We start from the raw sequence: 26,531 nt of genomic DNA on the forward strand, positions 1-26,531 counted from the left end.
ACGGACAGTTCCCCCGTCCTCCTGCTGTTCGTAGTATCCGCCGCTTCATTCCTTTCGCGCCCGCCCCGGCCGTCGACCGTCCCCGCAACCCGTAGCTTTCCCCGCCATGCCCCGCATCACCCTCCGTGACATTGCCGAACGGGCCGGTGTGCATCTTTCGACCGTCAGCCTGGCGCTGAACCACAGTCCGAAGCTCCGTCCCGAGATGCGCGCCCGCATTCTCAAGGTCGCCGAAGAAATGGGCTACACGCCCGACCCGATGCTGTCGGCGCTCGTAGCCTACCGGAAAAAAATCCAGCCCACCTCGTATCACGCCACACTCGCGTGGATCAATAATTGGGCTGATCGCGACAACATGCGAAGCGTCAAAGTATTCGATGAATATTTCCTCGGCGCCAAAGAACGCTCGCGCGAGCTCGGCTACAAACTCGAGGAGTTCTGGCTGCACGCCCCCGGCATCACCCCCGCCCGCGTCGCCGCGATCCTCAGGGCACGCAACATTCAGGGCCTGATCGTAGCACCGCAGGAACACGACGGCGGCAAACTCAACTTCGACTTCACTTCGTTCTCGTCCGTCGCCCTGGGCTATACGCTGCGTCCGCCCCTCCTCCACATCGTCACCAACCACCAGACCCAGTCCACCATGCTCCTCGTGGAAAAACTTGCGGGCATGGGTTACCGGCGCATCGGGCTCTACATCCACCCCGGCTGGGACAGCAAGGTCAACCACTCCTACGTGGCCGGCTACACCATCGCCCAGCAGACGCTTGCTCCAAAGAACCGCCTCAAGCCCCACCTCCCCGAGGACCTCAATGCCGCCGACTTCCTCGCCTGGCGCCGGCGCTGCCGCCCCGATGTTGTCATCACCCAGGGCATCGCCCGCGAAATCGTCTCCTGGCTCAAACCCTTGCGCGTCCCCGAGGACATCGGCATCGCCACCCTCACCGCCCGCGACGACGAGCCCGACATCGCCGGAGTCTATCAAAACGACACGCTCATCGGTGCCACCGCCGCCGAGGTCGTCATCGGCATGCTTCAACGCAACGAGCGAGGCCTCCCGCCCAACATCATCTACACCTTGGTTGGCGGCATCTGGAAACCCGGAGCCAGCCTGCGCGATTCCAGCAGCCCTTCCCCCTCTCGCTCCCCTCGTTAGCCGCCAGTTCACCCCTCGTCACGCGGCCTTTCTTCAATAGTTTGAAAGCCGGCATCCTTCCACCCTCCGGTTTACCGGATAGTTTATCCCCATGTTCCGCTCTACCCCTCGGAAGTCCCCCGTAGTTTCCGCGCGCCCCCGCCACGCGTTCACCTTGGTCGAACTCCTCAGCGTCATCGCCATCGTCGGCATTCTCGCGGCGATTATACTGCCCGTCGTCGGCTCGATGCGCAACACGGCGCGTTCCACTCAATGCATGAGTAATCTCCGCCAGATTGGCGTGGCGTTTAATGGTTACGCTGCTGACAACCGCGGACTCTATCCCGCACCACGCTTGATGCGCCAAAGCGACATGCCGGCCGGCTACACCGTGGCAAATCCGCCGCCTCTGGCCAATCGCACGCTCGAAAACTGGTCGGTGGAAATCAGTCCCTACGTGACCAATGGCAGCTTTAAACTCAACGGAACTGCAACCGGCGCACAATCGGTTGGCGATCTCAAGGACACCGTCTCCATCGGACACTGCCCCGCTTACGACCAACTGTTCAACGCATCGCAAAAACTGACCGCTCAAAGCAACTACAGCACGGCCGGCTACGGCATGAACTGGGGGCTTAAGGTCGGCGGAGCCAAAATTCCTGACGTTAAACTCCGATTCCGAGCCGTCTCCATCGACAATCCCGGACGCACCGTGCTCGTGGGCGACAGCAGTGATTATTACCTCGATTCAACCCCCACCCCCACTACCGATCCCGCAAAGCCGGATGGCTACAACGCCAGCGCGCCCAAGCGTCATGGGAAAGGAGCCAACTACCTGTTCGTCGATGGCCGTGTTGGCATGCTCACACCCGAGCAAGCCCTTGTGACTCTTAATCCCACCTTCTGACCCTTCGACTGATGTCACTCCTTCGCGCCTGCCTGCTGCTTTCTTCCATTGTTGCCCTCGGCATGGCGCCGGCGTTTTCCGCCGACGCCCCCGCCAAGCCCCTCGCCCTCGTCAATCCCGGCTTCGAGGACGGCCTCAAGAACTGGGTTCCGCTCGAAGGCACCCATCCCATGAGCCGCACGGACGCCGCATCCGCCCGCACCGGCAAGCTTGGCCTGCGCATCGAAGACAATGACGCGATCGCCGGCTCGAGCCTCGAAAGCACCGCGCTTCCCGCCACCCCCGGCGCCACCTACCGCCTCTCGTTCCAAGCCCGCTCCTACGCGACCACTTGGGGACTCGGCGCCTACCTGCGCTTCCGCGATGCCTCCGGCAAATTCATCGGTGAAGCCAAGGACAAGGCCGTCCCACCCCATGTCGAAACCTGGGCACCCTACACGCTCGACGCCACCGCTCCCGCCGGCGCCGTCAGCGTCATCGTGTGGTTTCATTCCTTCAGCACCTCGACCGGCTCCTGGGACATCGATGACATCACCGTCGAGGAAAGCGCCGGCCTCGCGGGAGCCCCGTCCGCCGCCGCTGCCGCTCCGGTCAAGGCCGCGCTCGATTTCTCCAAGCTCCCTCCGCTCCCCGCGAATCCGCCCGTCGTTGTCCTCAAGGTGGACGACCTCGCCACCGGCGGCGGCAACGTTCCCCGCGGTTGGAAGCGCATCACTGACTTTGCCATCGAGCGTAAGATCAAACTCTCCGTCGGTATTATCGCCGAGTCCCTCGGCACGGCTAATCCGACCTACATCAACTACATTAAAGATCTCCAGAAAACCGGACTCATCGAGTTCTGGTTTCACGGCTGGAACCACAAACAGTGGGAAGAAAACGGCGTGAAACTCCAGGAGTTCAAAGGCACGACCTACGAACAGCAGAAAGCCAGCTTCGTAAAATCGCAGGCCCTCGCCAAAGAGAAACTCGGCTTCGGCTTCACCACCTTTGGCTCGCCGTTCAACGGCTTCGACGACGCGACCTTCAAGGTCTTCGCCGAAGATCCCGACATGAAGATTTTCCTGTATGCCAATCGTTCGGACCAGGCCAAGATTCCCGGCAAGGTCATCCTCGAGCGCGTCGGCGGCGTGAACATCGAAGATCCGCTCTTCGTGCCCAACGCCGACAAATTCATCACCGGCTATCTGAAGAACGCTAAGGGCCGTAGTTATTATGTGATACAAGGCCACCCCAACCAATGGAACGACGAGCGCTGGGCCGAGTTCGTGAAGCTCATCGATTACCTACAAGCCAACAAAATCCCCATCGTCACCCCCACCGAAGCCGCCGCGCTGGTGGCCAAACCCTGATTCTCCTGTGTAGGTGCGCAGCTAGTGCGCACCCGCGCCGGTTCCACCCCCATCCTCAAAAGCCATGAAATCACGCCCCAACCGCTTTCTCTCCGCAGCGCTCGTTTTGCTAGCACTCATTGCACCTCTCAAAGCAGCCACCTATACTTGGACCTCAGCCACTACTGGCGGAGCATGGGACACCACCTCTTCAAACTGGAGCGGAGCCGGCAGCACTTGGGTCAACGGCAACGACGCCACGTTCGGCTTCACCACGGGCACCACGGTAACTTTGAGTTCTGCTATCACGACAACAGGGATCACGAGCAATGGAACCGCGACTCTCGGCATCGGAGCTGGCAGCCTGATCGCCCCCTCCTTCACATTTACCAACACTGGGTATATTGATCTGAGCTCCACACTCGGCGGCACTGGAGGACTTTCTATTTCAAGTAGCAGCACCGGACGCCTTAATCTCAAGGCAGCCGCCAGCTATACAGGCGATACCTTCCTCACCGGTTCGGCTTATCTAAATCTGGATGGCAATCCCGATAACTTACTTCCCACCGGAACGACTGTAAATATGGCCGCCGGCACCACAGTGCGATTAGGAAAGGCCGCAGGTAATCAGCAGATTTCCGGATTGGTAAGCACAACGGCTAATGCGGGCACGGTTACGATTACTGCTGCAGGCTATAATCTGACTCTCTCCACCAAATCCGGCACCACAACCACCTTTTCCGGCACGATCAGTGGCAACAGCACCAACACTCTGAATCTGGTAATCAACGGCTCCGGCACCCAGGCGCTCAACGGAACAAACAGTTTCTACGGCACCACCACCGTCTCCAGCGGCACCCTCAGTCTCGGATCCAATCTTACGAACACCGGTTCCATCTCTGTATCCGGCGGAACTCTTACCAGTTCCATCGCCAACGTAAACCTCGGCACAGGCGGCGTGTCCGTGTCTAACGGCGGCACCATCGATACCCGTGGCAGCGCTATCGGATCCTTCACTCTCGCGGCCGGCCAGGACTTCATGTCCAACGGCGGCACGCTTAAGTTCGACCTCGATACCACCTCTTCTCTTGACCAGATTAAAGGCTCCGGTGCCGGTTCTTCATTCAACCTCACCAACACATCGCTGACGCTCAACCTGATCAGTTGGAACGTGGGCGACTACAATAACAGCTACAGCCTTTTCAGTGGTTTCATCGACAGTGGAAGTGTCTCCGGCGTCACCATCACCGGCTACGACACCACCAACTGGGTAGCCTCTCTCTCCAATACCGGCGTGCTCTCCTTCTCCGCCTCCGCCGTCCCCGAGCCCTCCACCTACGCCATGCTCGCCGGTGCCGCCATGCTCGGCTTCGCGGCTCTCCGCCGTCGCCGCACAATTGTTTAAAGAACGGATCATGATCTCCCGTCTCCGGCCGTTCGTTCTCGCCGCCTTTGCCTGTTCAGGCGTGGCGGCATTTGCCGTCCCAGAGGCCAGGCTGCCCGCGCCGCTCATTCCGGTTGTTTTAAAAGTAGACGACCTGTCCGTGCGCGGCAACGGAGCCGCCTCCGCACGATGGAAACGCATCACCGACTTTGCGCTAGAGCGTAAATTCAAACTCTCCATCGGAATCATCGCCAACTCGCTCGAAGGCGACAAACCCGCCTACTCCGCCTACCTTAAAAATCTTCAGAAAAGTGGCCTGATTGAGTTTTGGTTTCACGGTTATGATCACGGGGTTCACAAGGACGGAGAGCCCGGCAAAGACTACGCCGAATTCGCCAACCGTCCCTACGAAGAACAAAAGCGCCGTTTCGAGATCAGCCAGAAACTCGCCGTCGAAAAACTTGGCGCTCCATTCACTTGCTTCGGTCCGCCCGGCGGCGGCAACACGCAGGCCTCCGATGCGGACTGGGAAGCCACCACGCGCGTGATGGCCCAAGACCCCGCAATGAAGCTCTGGCTCTATCCCAAGGCGCTCGATGAACGCGGCGCCAAGCTGCAGTCCGCCGGCAAGGTCACCATCCTCGACCGCGTGTATCAGGTGAACATCGAGCAACCACTCTTCGTTCCCAACCCCGAGAAGTTCATCGAGGCCTACGCCAAACACGCGCCGGGACGCCGTTATTTTATTCTGCAAGGCCACCCCGATCAATGGGACGACGCCCGCTGGGCCGCCTTCGTGAAACTCATCGATTACCTTCAGACCAACCATATCCCCATCCTCACGCCTTCCGAACTCGTCGCCTCACTTTCCACCCCCGTCTCCTGACTATTCCCGCACCATGAAAACACGCCTATCTTTCCCTCCATTCTTTGCATTGATCGCAGCCACTTCACCATTCATCCAAGCCGCGTCATTCACCTGGGATCCCACCGGCGCGCCTGAGACTCCTGTCGGCGGCAGCGGAGACTGGAGCACCTCCATCGCCAACTGGAGCAACGGAACAGCCGACGTTTCATGGGCCAACGCCACCGGCGTCAACACCCACAACGCCATCATCAGCGCCTCTTCCGCCCTCTCGCTCACCACCGCCATCCGGGTCCGCAACATCACCAGCGCGGGCACCACCACGATCTCCGGCGGCACCCTCACCTTGGATTCGGATGCCAACACCGGCACGGGAGGCGGCAACACCGGTCCAATTATAGGCGGCGCCGGCACCCTCACCATTTCGTCCGTGATAGCCGGCTCCAGAGGCCTTGGCGTGAGCACTACCGGCACCGTTGTTATTTCCGGCGCCAACACCTACACCGGCAACACACTTGTCAGCAACGGCACACTCAAGCTCGGCGCCAGCAATACGCTGACCACTTCGACCTCCCTTTATATCTTCGGCTCTGGCCGCACAGTCGATCTCGGCGGCTTCAATCAAACGGTCGCCCTCATCGGTGGCTCCAATGGCTACATCAAAAACACCGGCGGCTCCGCCTCGACCCTGACCATCAACGGCTCTGGCAATTCCACCACCGGTATCGCCATTCAGAACTCCATCAACCTCATCAAACAAGGCACGGGCACACTCGGTCTGTCCGGAGGCCAGGGAGCCATTAATTACACCGGCACCACCACCCTCTCCGACGGCACCCTCAAGCTCACCACCGCCAGCTCCGGCCTCACCGGCACCAGTGCCATCACCATCGACGGTGGCTCTCTCGCCAGCGTTGCTGCCGGCAATCTTTCTCTGGGCACGGGTCACTTTCTCATGAGCGCCGGCTCGATCACCCCCGGTGAATCCGGCGTCGCTTCTTCCTTCACCCTCGCTGCCAACAGAAACTTCACAACCAATGGCGGCACGCTCAACTTCGATATCGGCACGAGCTTTGACCAGATTCTTGGTTCGGGCACCGGCACATTTAGCCTGACCAATACCACGCTCGCACTCAGCGGCGACGTTTCGGTCGCCGGCTCTTACACACTGTTCAGTGGGTTCTCATCCGGCGCGGTCTCCAACCTCACGATCACCGGCCTGGCCGGCGGCTTCACCGGCTCCCTCGCCAACACGGGCATCCTCACCATCTCCGCCATCCCCGAACCCTCCACCTATGCCGCTTTTGCCGGTGCCGCCATGCTCGGCCTCGCCACCCTGCGCCGCCGCTCGATTCGCCGTTAAACACGGCACGACACCGCATCTCTCCGCGTGCCATCCGCCAACGCGGGTGCACGCGGTTTTTGTTTCATCATCCCATCTCCACTCGGTTTTCCTCCTGATTTTCCCACCATGAAATCCACCGCACTTCTGCCCTTTCTTGCACTCTTCGGCACCAGTCTGTCCGCCCAGTCAGCCCCGCTTCTCTCGTGGAATTTCAACGAAGGCGGCGGTGCCTACACCGCGAATCTCGGTTCTGCAGGTGACGCCAATCTCTACACGGTGGCCGTGGGTGGGGACGGCATGCCGTTCTTCAGTGCCGATGCCAAAGGCGTTTCCGAAAAAACCGGTGACTACGCCTTGGATCTCACCAGCGCCACCGGCATGGGCGCGACCACTCCCAACTCCACCGGCCCGGCCGCCGTGGTTTGGTCCAATTCAACCGGTCTTTCCGCACTCTCCGGCCTCTCCTCCTTCACCCTCACCGGCTGGATCAACCCCGCAGTCCCTCTGAACGCATCCGCCCGCATCGTGGTCGCAGGTCCGATCACCTTGATGGCCGGCACCGAGGATCGCCTCTCCCTTCAAGTCAACGGCACGCACAGCGATGTCCAAAGCGAACCGTCCTTCAACAAGCCGGGGGCATGGATCTTCTTCGCCGCCGTGTATGACGGCACCCGCACCACCGACAACGTCACCTACTACGTCGCCACCACCACCCCGGGCACCTTGACCGTCGCCGGCACCACCACCATCGCCGCCGGCAAGCTCAAGCCTTTCTCCGGCCAGTTTCTCGTCGGCAACAACGCCACCAAAAGCGCGACCACGCGTCCGTTCAAGGGTCTCATCGACAACCTCGCGGTCCACGGCGCGAAAGACGACGCCAGTGGCGCCCTCACCAAAGAAAAAATCGAAGCCATCCGTGCGGCGGCCACCCGCTGATTTTCTCACGACCCACCTCCTATTCTATCTCCGTGATTTCGACCGCTTCAATAATCCGGCACACCTTCGCGACGATCTGTATATTCACCTTTGGGTTATTGAACGCACGAGCAGCTGTTCCCAATCACGCGACCATCACTCAAGCAGAGGTCTTGAAATCACTGGAGACTCAATCTCCCTCCTGGACCGCCACCATCCGCGAAAACAGGCCGCGTCTCTATTTTTCGGATACACAGTGGCCGCAGGTCGTCCGCGAACTCGCCGCCCTTCCCGCCCCCCGTGCAGCCTTGCGCGACGCGTTTTACTCGTCGATGGACAAGGTCGTCGCCGAACCGCCCCCCGAATACCTGCCTCCCGAGCAGATGGTCGGCAAACGCGGCGACACCAAGACACTCTATAGCGCGATGGAAGAACTCTGGCAGCGCGAGGTCGGCAACCAGATCTTCGCCCTCGCCGTCGCCGCCCGCCTCAAGCCCGATGCACCCTACCGCGCGAAGATGCGCGAACTCACTCTCGCCGCCATCGCCTTCGAAACCTGGGGCCGCAACACCTCGAAAATGGGCAACAATGCCGACCTCGCCGCCGGCCACATCGGCCGCGGCATCGCCGTCGCCTACGACTGGCATCGCGACGCCTTCACCGACGCCGAACGCCAGCAGATCCGCGACGTCATCGCTGCCCGCATGCCCTGCCTGCTAAAAGGTCTCTATGGCGATGCCTTCTGGGCACGTGGATTCGAGGAAAACCACAACCAGGTCAGCGTCGCCGCCCTCGCCTTCTGCGGCATCGCTTTCTACGGCGAACTCCCTGGCGCGCCCGAATGGCTCGCCGCCGCCCGCCTGAATTTCCAGCGCGTGGCCGACCACGCTTCCGACGACGGCAGCTCCGTCGAGGGCGTCTCCTATTGGACCTACGGAATGAACTACATCCTCCAATACATCGAGGCGACCCGCCTGATCACCGACTCCGCCGATCTCTACCAACGCCCGTTCCTCAAAAACGCCGCCGCCTACCGCCTCAACGCGTCCACGTCCGGACTCACCGGCAACCTTCCGTGGGGCGACGCCGTCACTCGCGATTGGTCCACGCCACACGCCATCATCTACCGCCTCGCCTCGGAATACACCGACTCCGACGCCGCCTGGTTTGCCGACAATCTGCCGACCCCGCGCGGCGGTGCCGATGACCGCGCGCTCAACTTCCTCTGGGCCCGCACCGCACCCGCCTCCGGCTCCGGCCCCCGCGCCCTCGACCACCGCCTCACCGTCAACGATCTCGTCACCACCCGTTCCGGCTGGTCCTCCACCGACTACCTGCTCTCCATTAAAGCCGGCCCTACCAATCGTAACCACAGCCATCTCGACGCCGGCGCCCTCGCTCTCGCCTTTGGCGACGAATGGGTGCTCGTCGCTCCCGGCTACGGCAAAGGCTCGGGCGAAGGCGCCTTCTGGCAGTCGGGCGGCTCGCGCTGGACCTATTTCTCCAACGCCACCGAGTCCCACGCCACGCTCCTCGTGAACGGAAAAAACCAGCGCTTCGACCGCGACGCCCGCGCCACCATCACCGGTTTTTTCAGCTCTCCCGATTGGAACGCCACCACTGTCGATCTCACCCGCGCTTATTCCGACGTCACCTCGCTCACCCGCGAAGTGCTCCATCGTCGTGGCGACTACATCCTCGTGTTCGACACCGCGACCGCCACGCAACCCGTCACCATCGAATGGCTCGCCCAGTTCCGCACCGATCCCATAAAACCCAACAGCAGCACGCTTCTCGCCGAAGGCAAAAACGGCCGTCTCCTCACCACGCTCCTCGCGCCCGCCGAACAACTGACGCTTCGCGAACCCACCACGCCGAAAGTCGACGTCACCCAAGGCCGTCACTTCACCTATGCCGCCAAGCAATCCGGCGAAGCCCTCGGCTTCACCGCACTTTTCCAACCCGTCCCGGCCGCCAAAACCACATCCGCACTGACCACCCGCGTCACCGGCAACCACATCGAAATCTTCGGCGAAGGTTGGACCGATCATCTCGCCCGCTCTGAAAAAACCTCCGAGCTCCGTTTCTCTCTTACATCCGACCAAACCACCGCGCACATAAGCGCCCGTCTCGCTATCATCCGCACGACCTCCGCCGGCATCGTCTCGTTCATCGCACTGGATGCCGCCTCGATTAATCTACCCGGCCTCTCACGCACCTTTGGCGCTCCCAAAAACCTTACCGGACAACGCAACGCCGACGGCACCTGGACCATCTCACAGTAATCACCTCCGCCGTAGGGGCGCGGCTCGACCGCGCCCGCTCCGAAATCCCCCATCCTGCCCTTTCATCCTGTCCATCCTGTCGAAAACCATGCCCCTCCGCATTTCCGCCCTCCTCGCCTCTCTGCTCTTCGCATCAATCCTCACCGCCGCCGATGAACCGAAGCGCAACCCCAACTATACCGGCCCAAGCGCGCCCACCGAGATTCTTCCCGAACAGTCCGTCCCGGCGAACCACGTCTTCACGCATCCCGGCATCCTCCACAGCCAGTCCGACCTCGACTTCGTCCGCTCTCGTCTCGCCGCCAAAGAAGAACCCTGGACGTCCGCCCTCGCCGCCATGCGCACAAGCGAGTTCACCCAGCTCGCCTACAGGCCCAAGATCATCCCCGTCATCAATCCGCACGACAACTCCGTCGGCTACCTGATGAAGGACGCGTCCGCCGCTTACGGTCATGCCCTGCTCTGGGCCATCACCGGCGAACGCGCCCACGCCGACAAAGCCATCGAAATCCTCGATGCCAGCGGCGACCAGCTCGTCGAAATCCAGATCGGTCGCAGCGACCAGGGCAAAGTCACCGCCGGCTTCGTCGGCGGAAAATTCGCCAGCGCCGCCGAGCTCATCGCACACTACCGCCAGCCCGATGGCTCCACCGCAGGCTGGCCGAAAGCATCCGCCGATCGTTTCCGCAAAATGCTGCTCACCGTGTTTTATCCGCGCGTGGAAACCTTCAAGCCCACGTTCAACGGCAACTGGGACGCCTGCATGATCGCCACCATGATGTCGCTCGCGGTCTTCTGCGACGACCAGCCCAAGTTCAACCGCGCCGTCGCCTACTACCTCAACGGCCAAGGTCACGGCTCGCTCACCCACTACATCTACGCCCACGGTGAAAACCAGGAATCCGGCCGCGACCAAATCCACGGCCAGATGGGCCTCGGCTCCCTCGCCGCCTCCGCCGAGATCGCCAAGAAGCAGGGCCTCGATCTCTACAGTGCCGCCGACAACCGTCTCGCCGCCGGCTACGAACACATGGCGAAATACCTCGCCGGCCACGATGTGAAGATCGTCGGCCCCGTGCCCATCAGCCCGCACGGCCGCGATCGTTTCATGCCCATCTTCGAACTGGCCTACCAACACTACGTCATCGAAAAGAAACTCGATCTGCCCTTCCTCCGCGAAGCCGCCGAAAAACACCGCCCCGAGGGCAACGACCTCATCGTCCTCCAAAGCTGGGGCACGCTCACCAACTACCGCGGCCCCGCGATCAAATCCCCCTGACACTCCGCCGTAGGGGCGTGGCTTGACCACGCCCGCTCCGTTGCCATCCAATCGCAGCTCTCCCTTCATGAAAAAGCTTCTGCCCCTCTGCGCCGCCCTCCTCCTCGGCTGCGCCTCGACCTACGCCCAGACTCCGACTATCGCCCCCGCAACGGCTTCGCCCGCCACGGACGCCCGCGTGTCAGCGATCAAAGCACTCCAAATTCCCAACGGCACGATCACGTTCGCGCAACGTGACGAGTCGCCGACGTTCACCGCGCCCGACGGCAAAGTTCAAAACAACCTTCCGCCGCGCACCATCGTAAAGCTGGTGCTCAACCCCGCCAAAGGCTCCAACATCAACGTCGAGCTCTGGCTGCCTGATGCGGAAAAATGGAACGCCCGCTTCCTCGGCCTCGGCAACGGTGGCTCCGCCGGCCGCATCAATCCCCTGAGCCTCGCCTGGCCCGCCGCCAGCGGTTACGCCGTCGCCACGACTGACATGGGAACCGCTCCCAACGCTGACTCTGGCGTCAACAACCGCGAGGTTTGGAAAGACTTCGGCTTCCGCGCCACTCACCTCATGACGGTTGCCGCCAAACAGATCATTACCGCCCACTACGGCAAAGCCCCCGAGTTCTCCTACTTCAACGGCGGCTCCACCGGCGGACAGCAAGGCCTGCAGGAAGCGCAACGCTACCCCCAAGACTACGACGGCATCATCACCGCGATCCCCGCGCATTGCCGCACTCCGCTGCACGCCTACTTCCTCTGGAACGATCAGATCCTCAAAAAAACTCCGTTCACCAAAGAGCAGGAAGCCGCCGTCATCGCCGCGGGTAACGAATACATGGCCGCACGCGAAACTCCACCCGTCGCCGGCAAGTTCGTCTCCGACCCGCGCTACACCGGCAAAGACGCCGAGGCGGTCATCGCGCTCGCACTGAAAAAAGATCCGTCGCTCACGCCCGCGCACGCCGACGCCCTCCGCAAACTCTTCGACGGACCCAGGCACACCGTTACCGGCGAACGCATCTTCAACGGCATCCCGTTCGGCAGCTCCATCAGCTCCGCCCACGGCCACCTCTATCTCTTCAAGTGGGTTTTCGGGGCGAACAAGAAACTCGAAGACATTAATTTCGGCAACGACATCGACACCTATACCGCCGCGCTCGGGCCGTATCTGAACGCGGAGAACCCCGATCTGAGCGCCTTCGAAAAACGCGGCGGCAAAATCATCATGACCTCCGGCTCCGTGGATTCCATCGTGCCCACACACGCGACGCTCGATTACTACGAGCGCGTGATCACGCATGTCGGCAGCCTTGAAAAAACGCAGTCGTTCTTTCGCTTCTACATTATTCCCGGCATGGGCCACGGCGGCGGTCCCGGCATCCAGAACACACCCAACCTGCTCGATGTCGTGCGCGCCTGGCGCGAAAAAGGCACCGTCCCCGAAATGCTCCACGGCAAGCGCGTCGTGAACGGAAAAACCGAATTGGAAATGCCGCTCTACCCCTATCCGGCCAAAACCGGCTGGGACGCCGCGACCTCCAGCTTCAAGGCCGTGGACGGCCCGCGCGGCGGAGTCGAACGCGTCGCCCCCGCCTTCCGCCCCGCCGCCGCCGAATAAGGCGGAGGATTATTTCGCTACCCTCGTCGAGGTCGCGCGCAGGCGCTCGACCTTGACCGCCTCGCTGGCATGGGAGCGAAGATCCGCCGTATCCTCGGCTGTAAGTCCGCGAGGCACAAAACTCGCGGGCGCCGAATCCGCGTTAAACATCACCTGATACCAAACGACGGCACCCAGATATTTGCCCGCTATACTGGTGTGCTTGGCGTCCAGCAGAAGCTTGGGTTCGCCGGTCGCCGGCTTCGACCAACTCCAGCCCGCCCACAGACTGCCCGACTCGTCGGGCAATTTCCCAACAGGCGGATTTTTGAAGTCAAAATTCGCATCCGCCACGAAGGTCCAGCGAGGGCTCTTGCGCGCCAGCTCCATCGCGTCACCCGAGGGAATAATCCGAAACCCATTTTCCGCCGCGAGCTGGTGATAAGCCGCGCGCAGACCTTCATACATCTTCTGTTGAGTCATGTTTTCTTTGCCCTGAAAGAGAGGGTGATCATCGCGGTAAATCCAGGTCTCCTGAACAACGATCTCCGCCTGGGGCGCAAATTTGCAGATGGCCGCAATGATCTGGTCAACGGCGGGATGATAGGTCTCAGGCTTGTAGCTATCAAAACTCGCCTGCTGGATCGTCACGATTTCCCAAGCCTGCGCGGCCAGCGCTTCGGGCAGGCTTACGGTCTCCCGACCCGGCAGATTAAACACTGAACCATTTTTATAGAGACGCCCTTTCGGATCGGCAGGATTGGCCAGCGCGGCAGCAAGATACTCCGCGTGGCGCGCCAGCGTGCAATCGCCCGGATTCGCCCGACCGAGCACGAGTGTCTTGCCGCCTGCCTTCGCGAGATCGGGCAGATAAGAGAGCGGATAGTCGGCAAAGCTGTTGCCGATTGTCAGAAGCTTGAGCGATTCACGCTCGGCCGCCGACAGCGTCACAGCCGAGACAAACAGGGTGATCGCGAGCGCGAAAATCTGGCGAGAGCGGACTAAAGAGGAGATCATAAATTTATCTTAGAAAATCACCGCTTCCCAAGGGCGCAGACACTCCCCATCGACGGCCCCGCAATTAGCAAACAACGGCGTTCCCGCCGGCACCACCACCGGCCACGGCTGCGACGATCCGCCCCAGTTGAGCACCACGGTCACGGTCGGATGTTCACCCCATGCGCCTCGCCGGTAAGCGAGCACGTCGCCCGACTCGGTGATCGGCGTGAGTTCACCGTAAACGAGCGACTTCACTTTTTTGCGCAGAGCGAGCAGTGCCGCGTAACCGTGAAAGATCGAAGTCGCATCCGCCTCCGCGCCCGCCGCATGAAGCGGCCGATGCACATTCGCCAGGGTAATCCACGGTTTCCCTTCACTGAAACCCGCACCTGCCGTGGCGTCCCACGGCATCGGTGTGCGGCTGTTGTCCCGACTGTCGCGGCTCAACACAGCCAGCGCTTCGGCGGACGTTTTCCCCTCCGCGATCATCATATGATAACGGTTCACCATCGAAATGTCCCGGTAGTCCTCGATGGAATCGAACACCACATCGGTCAGGCCCAGCTCCTCGCCTTGAAAAAGGAACGGCGTCGCCGGCAGCGTCAGCAACCAAGCAGCGAGCAAAGTCGCCGAGGCATAACGGTGGTTCACCGGATCGCCGAAACGGGAGATAATCCGCCGCGAATCGTGATTGCCCAGTGTGACCGTGAGCCAGCTCTTCCCGCGCGTGACCCGGTAGAGTTTCATAAACTCCGTGAAGTGCTCGCGGCCCGATTTGCACCCATGGAAGTAAAAGTAGAAACAGCCGTTCAGTTCGCAACGGTCGTAAGCAGTGAAATCGAGCGTGTTGGTCGAATCGACCCACCACGTCTCGCCGACCGAGTAGAGATCTTTGCATTCGAACACCTCGCGGTTCATCTCGCGCAGGTAGTCGTGCAGCGGCGGCTGGTTGACGCCATGAGTGTCGAGTCCGATCAATTTGTCCGTGTTTCCCGGTGGGCGCGGCACGTCGGGATAACCCTCGGCCTTCGCCACCATGTTGATGACATCGAGACGGAAGCCGTCCGTGCCACGGGCGACCCACGTATTCAGCACATCATGACACGCCTTTCTTACCTCCGGGTTCTTCCAGTTGAGGTCAGGTTGCTTCCGCGAAAAACAATGCAGGTAGAACTGGCCGGTAAGTTCGTCCCACTCCCACGCCGGCCCCTCGAAGACGGATTTCCAGTTGTTGGGCAGAATGGGCTTTCCGTCGGAATCGAAGCCTTTCGCATCAACCCAGTGATACCAGTCCCGCTTTGGATTGGTGCGCGACGAGCGGCTTTCGATGAACCACGCGTGCTCGTCCGAAGAGTGATTGAGAACCTGATCCAGGATGAGTTTGAGTCCGCGCTCCTTCAGGCCCGCGGTGAGTTTCAGGAAGTCGTCCAGCGAACCGTATTCAGGGCCGATCGCCTCATAATCGGATACATCGTAACCGTTGTCGTCGTTGGGCGAGGCGTAGATCGGCGAAATCCACAGCGCATCCACGCCAAGGCGTTTGATGTAGTCGAGTTTGCCGGTGATGCCGGCGAGATCACCGACGCCGTCACCGTTCGAGTCGGCGAAACTGCGCGGATAAATCTGATAAAAAACAGCTTCTTTCCACCAGGCGGCGGATTCCGGAACAGAGGACAACTGCGACATGAATTTTAAAGATTACGGCACGGGCGTTGCCGGCACGACGTCGATGAATTTGACCAAATCCAGTTCCCGCGTGAGCGGACGATCCGGAGTCGGTTTTTGATCGAACAAGATGGCCGTGATGCGAGTTTTCGGTGGAGAGACCTGGGGCGCGCTCACACGCATCACCCAGCCCTCCGGCTCCTGGGTCGCCGCCTGAAACCAGAACTGGCCGGTCGTGCCATAGGGCAATACACGGTCCTTGCCGGACAGGAGTTCAACAACGAGTTCCTTGATCACGATTTTGACCACGACATTTCGACGGGAAAAATTGAACAAACGAATCGTTTCAACCGGATGGCTTTCCCAGGAATCATCCACGATCTGCAGCGCCAGCTCGGCTGAATCAGGGCGCTCCGCCATAAATAGCAGGAACGGGCCGGTTCCGCCCAGGTTCACATCGGCAACGGTAACACGCCGCGGTTTGGCTTCGGAGTTCTCGGCTGGCTGCAAACGGTAGAAGACGATCCGCCCGCCCGCCGGCACTTCGTTAGGGATGGATAACCCGGAAGTCGCCGCCGTGACCTGCACAGCCTTGCCGCGCAAATCGTAAAACACATCCGGAACGTCCGCGCTGATCGCGAGGGTTCGAAATGTGGCGGGCGAAGGTTCAGGCTGTGCGTGAGCGTCCGGTGAAAAAAACGAGACAAGGCACAGCACAACCACAAACGAAAGAGCGGAGCGGGCGCTGGAAATAGAATTCAAATATCGTTCGAGGAAAGCCATCGGAAGGAGATGATTTTGTAGCGTCGGCCGAATTTTTTATTGTCGGCATTCTGCAGCGAGGTCGGTGACGCGATCGCCGGATCACCCGCCGCAGAGCTGCTCGCGGCATCGTTCATATATTCAGGGAGGCGCTGGACGACGGCTTCACACCAAGCCCGGCCGGAAATCTCGGTGGTGACGGGGTTTTGCGCCTCACCATACGTGCGAATCGTAAACGTATCCGACCGGGCGCTGAGTCCGCCGCCAATCGCGGACAGGATGTCGGCTTGAGTGACAATCTGCGGAGCAAAGTTGGCTCGCGAGCCGTAAGGAGCGACTCGCGACACACCCCCTTGCATCAACTGAACATCAAAATCCGGATAGGAACTGTTGACCGGATCGATCGGATACAGGGGCGCATCGTTAAAAGGAGCGGTCGCCGCATTCACCGAGACAGAGGTATCGAGCGCAGCTTGGAGCACGCCTTTGATTCGCTCGTCAACCAGACTGGTCGGGGCAGCGTTGTCCACCAGACGACGGTTCACAAAATCAGCCAGCGAAACAAACGGACCGCGATTGCGAATCTCGGCGACGATGCTGGTCGCAAGTTGGGCGATCTGCGCTTCGTCGAGAGCCCGGTAACCTTGCCAGGGTGCACTGGCCGAATTGGCCGGAGTCGTCGGCTTGGCGAAACGAGGCAGCGCCGCTTGCAGCTTCGTCGAGGTCGCCGTGGACCCGCTCTCCGGAATGTAAGTGAGCTGGTTAATGCCGCCCAACACCGCTCGCCAGGCCTGCTCCGAAGTGGAGTTGATGTTGAAGCCGCCTTTAAGCAGCAGGTTCGCGGCCGCCTTGTCGGCATCGTGAAGATCGACTGCGGCAGCCGTGCCATATTTCACATGCCGGGGATTCGGGAGAAGATCGGAGACGGAGGTCGAAGCAACCACCGAGGCGTCCGCAGCCGTGCCGGTTCCGCGGTTCGGCACGGAGGATACGAAGTAGCGATCCCACAGAACCCGGTTCAGCAACCAGGAGACGTCGTAGTAGGAAGTCATCTGCGTATTGGGTGGATTATCCACACTTGAGGTCATCGTGTAGGGCACGAGAACCTGATCACGCCGGTTCACAAAATGAAAATCGGCCAGGCTGTTTCCTATCGGGTAAGCAGGATAGTTGCTGTGCAAAGAAAGATTGGCGTGCTGCAGCTGGCCGATGCCCAGCAAGGGCTGCGTATCGGGCCGGAAATCGAACAGCGTGGTATCCACGATTGCCGTGCTCGAATTAAGCGACGTTCCGGTAGAGGCCCGCAGACCACCGGTGTCCAGATTTATGACCGGCCAGTTCTGAAATCCGCTGGATGATTGGAAATTCAGGACGTTGTGTCCGCCGGGCGTGGCGATGTGAAGACCTGCGCGCGGGTTGGTTTGAGCGATCCAGCGCACATTGGGATAGTTGGCTGAGCCGTCGACTTGATAGCCAAAACCCATCCGAAGCTCGCATACCAAGGCGGGCGTCGGATAGATCGCGCCGCCGATCAATGGATCAAAAAACGTAGACGCCAGTTGTCCGGCCGCGCCCCCCTGCCAGTAGGGTTCCGGATTAAGCCTCGCTGGGGAGAGTCCGCAGATAAACTGGTGCCACTGATAATTATTGCTCCCGTTATTATCTAAAAAATTGGCCGCACCCGACACGCCGACCGAAGCAACCTCGCCCAAATACGCGGCGATTCCGGAGCCTCCACCCATGCCGCTCGCCTGAAATGTTCCGGTCAAATCAGCGGAGGTAAACGAAGCCGATCCCGCCAGCACATAGCCCAAGGCATTAAATCCATTGGTAAGCGTGTTGCTTGGCTGGCCGGCAGTCGGAGGACTTGGAGTCGTGTAAGCATCTCCACCCGTAGGCAGTGTAAACACCAGACTGGCCCCCGGGGGAATACCGCCGGCCGGAAGCTGAACTTTGAAGCGAATGTAGGTGGTGGTGCCTGTGGTCAGAAGATTTTTGGTGAAATTGATATCCTGTTTCGTGACGCCATCCACGGCGATACGGGCCAGTGTGCGCGGAGTGGGCGCAACCGAATCTCCGAAGCGACGTATGATGCCCACCTCGTAGGTATGCTGGGGGATCGTAGAGGTGTAAGGATTCCAAAGCACCACCATCGGGAAGACCGCCAGCCTGATCGGACTGTTTACTGCAACGCCCTGAGGAGCTACGAACTTCATACCCAGCGCAACATATGTCATCACCGGTGCGATCCCGATCCTCGTGGAAGTGGGCAGAACCATCTGCGAAGTCGGCAAGACCCCGGACGACGACATCGTTTGGGCAAACGACCGGAGCTGCCCCCAGCTCGGCACGCCAAAAGAGTCGGTGGACACGGTATTCTCCGGCGTGAACAAGTAATCACTGTTCAACGGACTCGCTGCGCCTGTGGCCAGCACGGCGGATAAATCCTTCTTCAATCCTCCTGCATAGGCGTCTGCCAGCACCGTGGTCGAAGACGCCGTGAGATCGTGGAAACGCACCTTCAATGCGACCGGTAGCGTGGTCGCCGCCGTCGGCGTGAGCATCGAGAGTTGCTTGGGCGAAACCAGATTGGGCAACGTCGTCAAAGCGGGGTCGTAAGCGGTCGTGCCGATCAAATCGGTGGCGTTGGTGCCGCCGACTTGGTTTTGCCTGTCCATCAATTCAATCGCCGTGCGCTGCGCGGAGACAAACGCCTGCGGAGCCTGTGCGGCCGAGGCCATCGGGAGGTTGACGCGTGCCTTCGCGCCTTCATCACCCACCCACCATGCGTAACGACCGATGGGAGCCGCCGTGGTGAGACCCGGAACGGTGCCCGCCGCGGCGTTGATCGGCACCAATGGCGCGGCGACGTAATCGCTGGGCGCGGTGGCCGAATTGGCTCCCACCAGCAGCGCCTGCGTGTCCGCCGTCGCCGGCGTGGCGCTGGCCGTCGTGAGATCAACCGCGCTTGCCGGAGTGTAGGTGATCGACGACGGAGCGGCGACGATGTGCCCGTCGGCACCCACCGTCGCAGTCGAGGACGGATCGAAGACGGTGCCTTCGTTGCCGCTCACCAGCCAGTTGAGCAGCTTGGCCTGCGAACCTTTGGCATCGGCGTTGGCACCGGTGAGAGTCGCGGGAATTTGCGAGGGCTTCAGCGCATAGGTCGTATCCACCGGCGCACCGTTGCCATACGCCCCGAGCCAACGCCCATTCACATTTGTGGCGGCGTAGGTGTTCGTAACCACCCAAGCTGCGTTCATATCCGCACGCGCCGTGGTGCGTTGATCGGGCCCGGTGAATTTCTGCAGCTGCCCCACCGCGATGTTGAGCGCCATCAGCGCATTCTGGCGCGCCTGCGAGATCTGCTGGTTGTTGCTGGCAACCTGGGTTTCGACGCGCGTGAGCGAAGCCAGCGACACCAGCAGCAAAACCAGAAAGGCCAGCAGGGTAATGGTGATGAGTAAGGCGAAGCCCGACTCGCGATGCCGACGCGCGCCGTTCACTCCGCCGATCACTGGGGTGTGATGATCGGGAATCATTCTTAATCTCCATCAAACAGCCTGTTTCCCGAGTAGCCACCTGCCAGGTTTTCAAACAGTTGAAAGCGCATCAATTTCAACCGAACCAGCACCCGGCCACTCTCGGGTTTCCCGCCTTTCTCAGTATTTGTTCTTTTCCGAAATCATCGGGAAATCATCTGTTCGAAACGGCCCCGCCGGGAGGCCTCCACCATTGTAGAGATTGCACAGCGGGTTGTTCGACCAGGCGTAGCGCACCGCAACGGGCTTCGGCACCTGGGCGCTGCGGACCACCACGGTGTCGCCGTCGATTCTGGCGTCGGCCCACTCCCACTTGCGGTCTTCGCCGCAGATCGCAAAACCTTCGAGTTCCCCACCGGGACTGTTGCGCACGAGTGGAGCCGCATTGGGCTCACTCGAAACCGGCTTCGCCACCAGACCGCCGTGCGTATGGGTAAAGCGCAGGCGGATCTTGTCCGCCTCGACGACCATCGCCGAATAAACCGGCCCCGAGTAAACAAGATCGCGACCATAGGTCTTCGCCAGCGCGATGCGGGCAAGACGGTCGCCCACTTCCATTTTGTTAGCCGGATGGATGTTCCACTCCTCGCCAATGTCGATCAGGATGGCTTGGCCCGTGTTGGGCAGTGACAGCGCCATCGACTGCGCCTCGCGCAACTCGGCCTGCCAGTCGTTGCCAGGCTTCTTAGGACGCGCCTGAAAGTTCGCGACCTGACAGTAGTAGAACGGGAAATCCCCCTGTCCCCACTTCGCACGCCAGTCTTTGATGAGCGCGGGAAACTCGGTGCGGTATTGATAGCCCCGGTTCCAGTTCCCCTCGCCCTGATACCAGATCGCACCGCGCATGCCGTAAGGAATCACGGGGCTGATCATGCCGTTGAACAGATAACTCGCCACGTTCTGCGGATCATACGGAGTGGCCGTCGGACGCGCAGGCAACGCGCTCAACGCCTCACCCTTCAACGGAGGCAGAGCCGTCTCGACCTTCGCGAGCCACTCACCTTTCAGCATGTAATGATTCCCTTGGAAACGTCCCTTCGCCGCAATTTCAGCGCCTTTAGCCGGATTAAAAATGCGCACGGCCAAAACACCGTCGCCCGCCATCACCAAATTTCCGCGTATGCCGTAGCGATGCGCCACATCGGTCAGATCGCTGGTGCCGATTTTCCGTCCGTTCCAGTAGATCTCCGCGTAATCGCGAATGCCTTCGAGAAAGAGATCGATGCCTTTTCCGAGGACGACGTCTGCAGACGGCACCGGGATCGTCTTGCGCAACCAAATCGCGCCGCCTTCGGGAATCCCCGCCGTGTCCAACGCGCCGGGCAACATCACCGGTTTCCAATCACTCGTATCAATGCCCGCTGCCGCGAAGACAGGGGCATCCGCGGCGCGGCGGTCTTCGCGACCGAACTTCGTCTGCCACGCCTTGTGGTCGGCGACATAGGTGTCGAATGCCAGCCGCTCCGCCCGCGCGCGATTCGCGCCTTCGGTAATGCCAGGGTCGGACGCGAGCGCCTCGCGGCTCATCCACGTTTCGATGAACGTGCCGCCGATGCAGCTGGTCAGTAATCCCACCGGCGTCTGCAATGTCTTCTGCAGGTTCTTGCCGTAAAAATATCCCACCGCACTAAAGGTTCCCGAGGTCTGAGGCCCCGCGATCACCCACTTGCCCTCGACGTCCTCAAGAGGCTCGGCGGACGTCGCTTTCTTCACGCGAAATTCGCGCAGCTGCGGATTCGTCGAGTTGGGCACTTCGGTCTTGGCGATCGGAAAAGCCGACAAGGGAAAATCCATATTGGACTGCCCGCCACACAACCAGACTTCGCCCACGAGGACATCACTCGCGACAAGGCGGTTGCGGCCCTGCACCACCAGTTCGCGAGGCTCCGCGCCCTCGGCCTTCAGATTGAGAAACACCCGCCAGCGTCCGTCAGCGCCCGTGGTGGTCGTCGCCTTGGCCTTGCCCAGCGTAACCGTCACGGACTCACCCGGCTCGGCCTTGCCCCACACCGGCACGCGCTCGGATTTCTGCAGCACGGCGCGGTCGGAGAACAGTGCAGGCAGTTTCACATCGGCGTGCAGAACGGAGGCAGCACACAACGAAAGGAAGAGAAAGGGGTATTTCATAAGATCAGAAAAATGTGAGGTGAGCCGGACGTGGAAAATAGGGAACGGGCGTGGTCAAACCACACCCGTTCTGAGTTAGATTCTATTTCAGCGGTGCCAGCCAGTAGGGGCTCTGATTCGCCAAAAATCCAACCGCATCCACAAACACGCCCGCGGTCCAACCCATCATCGACGGCGGCACCTCGGTCGCGGAGGCATCCGCCTCACCGGTGACAAGGTTGACCGGGTTGATGAGATAACCGGCCTCACCGACCGTGTGGTGCGAGCCGTCGAGCACGTTGTATTTCTCCCAAAGATCGCCGGTCGCCGCGAAGGCGCGGCAAACGCTGGCGATGTATTTCTCGGCAATGCGGCGTGCTTCGGCCTGGTAGCCGTAGCGCTCGAGCCCGCGGTAAACCAGGTGCTGGATGCACGGCCAGCCGTTCGGATGATCCCACTGGTAGGGACTCGGCTTGGCACCCGGCGCGACTGATGAAACGCCGAATGCAAACTCCAGCTTCGGCAGCATGTTTTTCACCACCGCCGCCGCCTGCTCGGGCGTGGCCAGTCCGGCCCACAGCGGCTGGAATGTCGCGGCGCTCACCACGGTGCTCCGGCGTTGGTTGACATGGTCGTAATCAAAGAACCCGCCCCGCTCCGCGTCCCAGCAGTAAGTGTTGATCAGGTCGCGACGTTTGTCCGCGCACGCCTGCCAGTGCGAGCGGTCGGCGCCCTCGGTCCAGCGGGTAAGCAACGTCTCCAGCAACCAGAGCGTGCTGTTCAGGTCGGCCTGGCAGAAATTCGCGCAGTGTTTGTCGTAGCGCGAATTCAGATCCCAGCCGGTCTCGCACTCGGCCATGGTGCGCGAGGCGAGGTCCACGTTGTCCTCGGCCTTCGCGTCGGGTAACCCGAGACGGTGCTGCACCGTGGGGAAAAACTCGATGAGCTCTTCGTGCGTCGCGTGATTGCCGTGATGCGAGAGTCCCGTCGAGGTCATGCGGCGGGTCGTCCAGAAGGCGTGCTCGAGTTTCAGCATCGGCACGGCGTCGCGGATCAACGTCGTGTCGCCCGTGGCATCGGCAACGAGCCCGACGAGCGGCCCGAGGTAAGGCGGCTGCGAGCGGCTCGTGTAGTAGGTGCGATTGCCATTGGGCACGAAGCCGAGGCGCGCCACCAGCGAGAGGAGATTGCGGGTGTTGGCCACCGCCAGGTCCGGACGTCCGGTGCCGAGCAATCCGAGCGCGGTGAAGTAAGTGTCCCAGTAATACAGCTCTTGGAACGCATCTTTGCGGCACGGGATCGTGTAGGGATGCGGCAGGCCGATCAGCGTGCCTTCGTCCTTCGGACAGGAACGCACGGTGTCATCCCAGTGCGTGGTAATGAACGTAGTGACATCGGCAATACTGGCGGAAGCAAATGAAGCAGTGGGAGCAGTCATGTTTGAAAAATAAGCCTGGATGAGCGGACGAACGCGCACGTGAAGACGCGGACAGGGCAAAGGGGAACCTTACGTATGCCCCCTCGTCCACCTAAGCCAAGGAACCCTCGATTCAAATTATTGAAACGACTGTAATCGAGGGCCCCGGTGCCGGCGACACTCAGAGCGTCGCAGCTAACTCGGCCGAAGTCATGATCGGGAAGTTGTTCGCCTTGAGCCAGTCGATGAGTCGCACAAACTCATACCAACGCGCATCGGTCCAGTTTCCGGGATGTCCCTGAATCACGAAGAACTGGCGGCCCGAGTAACTCGACAAGTAGCCGCTGATAAATTTCTCCGGATTCGGGACAAACGTGGGCGACTCAATGTTCACCGCGCCGACCCGGTCGAGAACACGTTTGCCTGCAGGACGAGCCAGATCGCCGTAAAGCCACGCATTCATCGCTGAATCTTCCGACATCACCTGCACCGTGGTGTTGTCGAAGGCGTTCTCGGGCGCGCCGAACGCAGCGAATTGAAAGCCGAGCTTGGTCATCGCCAGCGTCTGCGAGGTCGTGAAGCGGTTTTTCTGATCGGTGTAAGTCGTGCCGTTGAACTCCTGGCCGACATGATCGTAACCGTGAAACCAGAACTCCGCGATGCCGCTGTTCCTCAATCCCTGAATGTAGGAAATGTAGGACGGCGTGCCGATCTCCAGCGACTTGGCGATCAAGCCGACGGAGATCTTCATCTGCCGGGCCGTGGCGAAATCGCTGACTCGACGCCAGCCCGCCGGCACGTTGCCACCTCCGGTGCTGAGATCGTCGAGCTTCAGCACGATCGGCACGCGCGGGATGCCGGCGGCCAGCAGGGCAAGCGGCGGAGCACCGGCCGCCGTGATCACGACATTATCCACGTAATAATGGTAAGTCGCGGAGACATCGCTCGTGCTAAAAACAATGCGGTCCACTGAAGTAACGGCGGAACGCAGGCTTTGGTTGCTGAGTTTCAGCACATCGTTGACGTAAACATCCGCCTGCGTGGTCGCTGGATTCACGATCACCTTCACGTTATACCAGACATTCGCAGGGATCGCCTGGATGAACACGTTGGTGCCGGCTCCGTTTTTATAGACGAGGTTACCGCCCGAGGTAAGCACCTCGACCGCCGTCGTTGTAGTGCCGGCCATCAGCGCCATGCGATGCCCCTCGGCCGTGCCGGTCTGACGGAACGACCAGCTAGCGGAAAGGCGCGAAGACAACGGGACAAAGGTGGCGTAAGCCTCGCCCTTGGTCGTCGTGCTCGCGTCGTAGAACTGCATGCTCTTGTCCGTCGCACTCGGCACTTCACGCACGGTGAGCGCGGTGCTGGCCATTCTCACCCAGCGCAAAGGTGAGCTGCCGGTGGTCATCGTATTGAAGTTCTCCGAAAACGCCGCCGGTGCCTGTGTGATGGCGATGTCGTTGATATAAAAATGCCATGTCGCCGACGCATCGCTGGTGCCAAAGCGAATCGCATCGAAGCTGGTCGTAGCGTTGCGGAAACTCGCACCGGTCAACTTGCGAATGCCGCCGACATACACGTCGGCCTTGAAGGTCGCGGGGTTCACATCGACATCGACGTCATACCACACGCCCGAAGGGATCGCCTGCAGGATGTGATTGGTGCCCGCGCCGTCGCGATAAACCAGATTTCCGCCGATCGTGTAGAGCTCGATCGCCGAGAGCGTGCCTGAGCGCAGTGAAACAAAGTGTCCGTCCGCCGTGCCGTTCTGTCGGACGCTGAAGCTCGCGGTAAAACGCGAGGTCTGCGCCGGGAATGTTTTCGTAGCCTCGCCGTGCCCTGCGGGATTGGGATCGTAGAACTGCATGCACTTGTCGGTGACGCTGGGGATGTCGCGCACGGTGAGCGCGGTGCCGGAGTTCACGATCGTGAAACCCGTCGGAGGCGCGCCAGTCGTCATTGTATCAAATGTCTCGACCATCACCGCCGGCCCCGCTTCAGGGACGGCGTAACCGGTCCCGTAGCCGGTGGGTTTCACGAGGTCGAACGCCCCGGTGGGATTACCGATCTGGTAGGTGATCTCGTCGTAGAAAATTTCGCGACTCTCGCCGGTCGTGTAGTTGGCGCTGTCCCAGCAATACGGGCCCCACTTGATGTAGGCGCCATTGGTCATGAGCGTGTCGTTGGTCCACGCGCCGTTGCCTAGATTGATGCCGGTGAAACTCGCGGTGGGCGCGGTCTCGGGCGCGCCGTCCAGCCACGCTTTCAGCACGCCGGTGTTGTTACGCGCAAACTTCACATAGAGCACGACGTCGTGCCACGAACCCTTGGCGAGCTTGGCCGCGAGCGTCGTCTGCACGGTCACGGTCTTGCCGCCGTCACCGACGCCGTAAGCGCCTTCGAGATACATGCGCCCGTCAGCCTCGACGCCGACGACGCAGGTGATGTTGGTGTTGGGCAGGCTGCCGTGCCACGCGTGAATCTGGCCGAGCACCATGGTTTTTCCGGGCACCGGAAAACTCGCCGGCATGTAGAAACTAAAACCATACCAGCCCTCGCTGGTGATCTTGGCCGAGCCTGACAGGCCCTCGACGCTTTTACTGGCGCGAGTGCCGTTGTAGTTCGCCGCGTTCCATACAAAGCGATGAACCTTCGTGCCCGCACGTGCGGAGAAACCGGATGGAGTGACGACCTCGGACGTGTTGCCCGGGACGATCTCGATGCTGAACGGACTGCTGACCGCACCATCTTCAAAATCCTCGGCGTAGAGCTGCGCACGCAGCGCAGAAGAACCGAGGACGCAAAAACCAACCAGCGCGACGAAGCCGCGCGAACGGAAGAATTCGTAGATCATAGGGGTAAGGGGTTGACCGACGCGCGCACCCTACGACTCACACGCCGCAGGCCAAGGTGCACGGCTTTCAAACCTTTGAATGAACGTGAAGCCCGCGTTCGGTGATTGCCGAATCCGCCGCACTGGCGTTCGGTGTGGCACCTCAAGCC

General features: G+C 60.8%; 17 protein-coding genes. 10 read left to right on the forward strand and 7 right to left on the reverse strand.

Annotation, left to right across the window (positions count from 1 at the left end):
- Positions 1-106: 106 nt before the first annotated feature.
- The 10 genes from FPL22_RS08500 to FPL22_RS08545 all read left to right on the forward strand — a co-directional run bounded on the left by FPL22_RS08500 (position 107) and on the right by FPL22_RS08545 (position 13,055).
- A complete protein-coding gene (locus FPL22_RS08500; protein WP_144229739.1) occupies positions 107-1,156 on the forward strand; it encodes a LacI family DNA-binding transcriptional regulator in 1,050 nt (349 codons plus the stop codon).
- A 91-nt stretch (positions 1,157-1,247) separates the two neighbouring features.
- Positions 1,248-2,042, forward strand: a complete 795-nt coding sequence (locus tag FPL22_RS08505) for a DUF1559 family PulG-like putative transporter (protein ID WP_144229741.1) — start codon at positions 1,248-1,250, stop codon at positions 2,040-2,042.
- Positions 2,043-2,053: 11 nt separating this feature from the next.
- Positions 2,054-3,391, forward strand: a complete 1,338-nt coding sequence (locus FPL22_RS08510) for a DUF2334 domain-containing protein (RefSeq protein WP_144229743.1) — start codon at positions 2,054-2,056, stop codon at positions 3,389-3,391.
- A 64-nt stretch (positions 3,392-3,455) separates the two neighbouring features.
- Complete coding sequence (locus FPL22_RS08515; RefSeq protein WP_144229745.1) at positions 3,456-4,775, forward strand: beta strand repeat-containing protein; 1,320 nt, start codon at positions 3,456-3,458, stop codon at positions 4,773-4,775.
- 10 nt (positions 4,776-4,785) lie between these two features.
- A complete protein-coding gene (locus FPL22_RS08520; RefSeq protein WP_144229747.1) occupies positions 4,786-5,640 on the forward strand; it encodes a polysaccharide deacetylase family protein in 855 nt (284 codons plus the stop codon).
- 13 nt (positions 5,641-5,653) lie between these two features.
- Positions 5,654-6,982: an autotransporter-associated beta strand repeat-containing protein gene (locus FPL22_RS08525; protein ID WP_144229749.1), complete on the forward strand. Its 1,329-nt coding sequence runs from the start codon at positions 5,654-5,656 to the stop codon at positions 6,980-6,982.
- Positions 6,983-7,090: 108 nt separating this feature from the next.
- Positions 7,091-7,900, forward strand: coding sequence for a LamG domain-containing protein (locus tag FPL22_RS08530; RefSeq protein ID WP_144229751.1), 810 nt, complete (start codon positions 7,091-7,093; stop codon positions 7,898-7,900).
- Between the two features lie 152 nt (positions 7,901-8,052).
- Positions 8,053-10,164, forward strand: a complete 2,112-nt coding sequence (locus tag FPL22_RS08535) for a DUF4962 domain-containing protein (protein ID WP_238991348.1) — start codon at positions 8,053-8,055, stop codon at positions 10,162-10,164.
- 88 nt (positions 10,165-10,252) lie between these two features.
- Positions 10,253-11,443, forward strand: a complete 1,191-nt coding sequence (locus tag FPL22_RS08540) for an alginate lyase family protein (protein WP_162525235.1) — start codon at positions 10,253-10,255, stop codon at positions 11,441-11,443.
- Positions 11,444-11,510: 67 nt separating this feature from the next.
- The gene (locus FPL22_RS08545; protein WP_144229755.1) at positions 11,511-13,055 is read left to right on the forward strand and encodes a tannase/feruloyl esterase family alpha/beta hydrolase; all 1,545 of its coding nucleotides are present in this window, start codon (positions 11,511-11,513) and stop codon (positions 13,053-13,055) included.
- Between the two features lie 9 nt (positions 13,056-13,064).
- Here FPL22_RS08545 and FPL22_RS08550 read toward each other — a convergent pair whose 3' ends face one another.
- The 7 genes from FPL22_RS08550 to FPL22_RS08580 form a co-directional block, all read right to left on the reverse strand.
- Positions 13,065-14,051 carry a DUF4886 domain-containing protein gene (locus tag FPL22_RS08550; protein ID WP_144229757.1) on the reverse strand — a complete coding sequence of 329 codons (987 nt, stop codon included), beginning with the start codon at positions 14,049-14,051 and terminating at the stop codon, positions 13,065-13,067.
- Positions 14,052-14,060: 9 nt separating this feature from the next.
- Positions 14,061-15,719, reverse strand: a complete 1,659-nt coding sequence (locus FPL22_RS08555; protein ID WP_144229759.1) for a glycoside hydrolase family 13 protein — start codon at positions 15,717-15,719, stop codon at positions 14,061-14,063.
- 12 nt (positions 15,720-15,731) lie between these two features.
- Positions 15,732-16,301 (reverse strand): hypothetical protein, encoded by a 570-nt coding sequence (locus tag FPL22_RS08560; protein ID WP_144229761.1) that lies wholly within the window; start codon positions 16,299-16,301, stop codon positions 15,732-15,734.
- Positions 16,302-16,456: 155 nt separating this feature from the next.
- On the reverse strand, positions 16,457-20,002 hold the full coding sequence (locus FPL22_RS08565) for a hypothetical protein (protein WP_144229763.1): 3,546 nt from the start codon (positions 20,000-20,002) through the stop codon (positions 16,457-16,459).
- A 120-nt stretch (positions 20,003-20,122) separates the two neighbouring features.
- Positions 20,123-22,129 (reverse strand): sialate O-acetylesterase, encoded by a 2,007-nt coding sequence (locus tag FPL22_RS08570; protein WP_144229765.1) that lies wholly within the window; start codon positions 22,127-22,129, stop codon positions 20,123-20,125.
- 82 nt (positions 22,130-22,211) lie between these two features.
- Positions 22,212-23,546, reverse strand: coding sequence for a trehalase family glycosidase (locus FPL22_RS08575; protein WP_144229767.1), 1,335 nt, complete (start codon positions 23,544-23,546; stop codon positions 22,212-22,214).
- A gap of 160 nt (positions 23,547-23,706) precedes the next feature.
- A complete protein-coding gene (locus tag FPL22_RS08580; RefSeq protein WP_144229770.1) occupies positions 23,707-26,382 on the reverse strand; it encodes a heparin lyase I family protein in 2,676 nt (891 codons plus the stop codon).
- Positions 26,383-26,531 lie beyond the last annotated feature (149 nt).

Source organism: Rariglobus hedericola (assembly GCF_007559335.1).
Lineage (GTDB): Bacteria > Verrucomicrobiota > Verrucomicrobiia > Opitutales > Opitutaceae > Rariglobus > Rariglobus hedericola.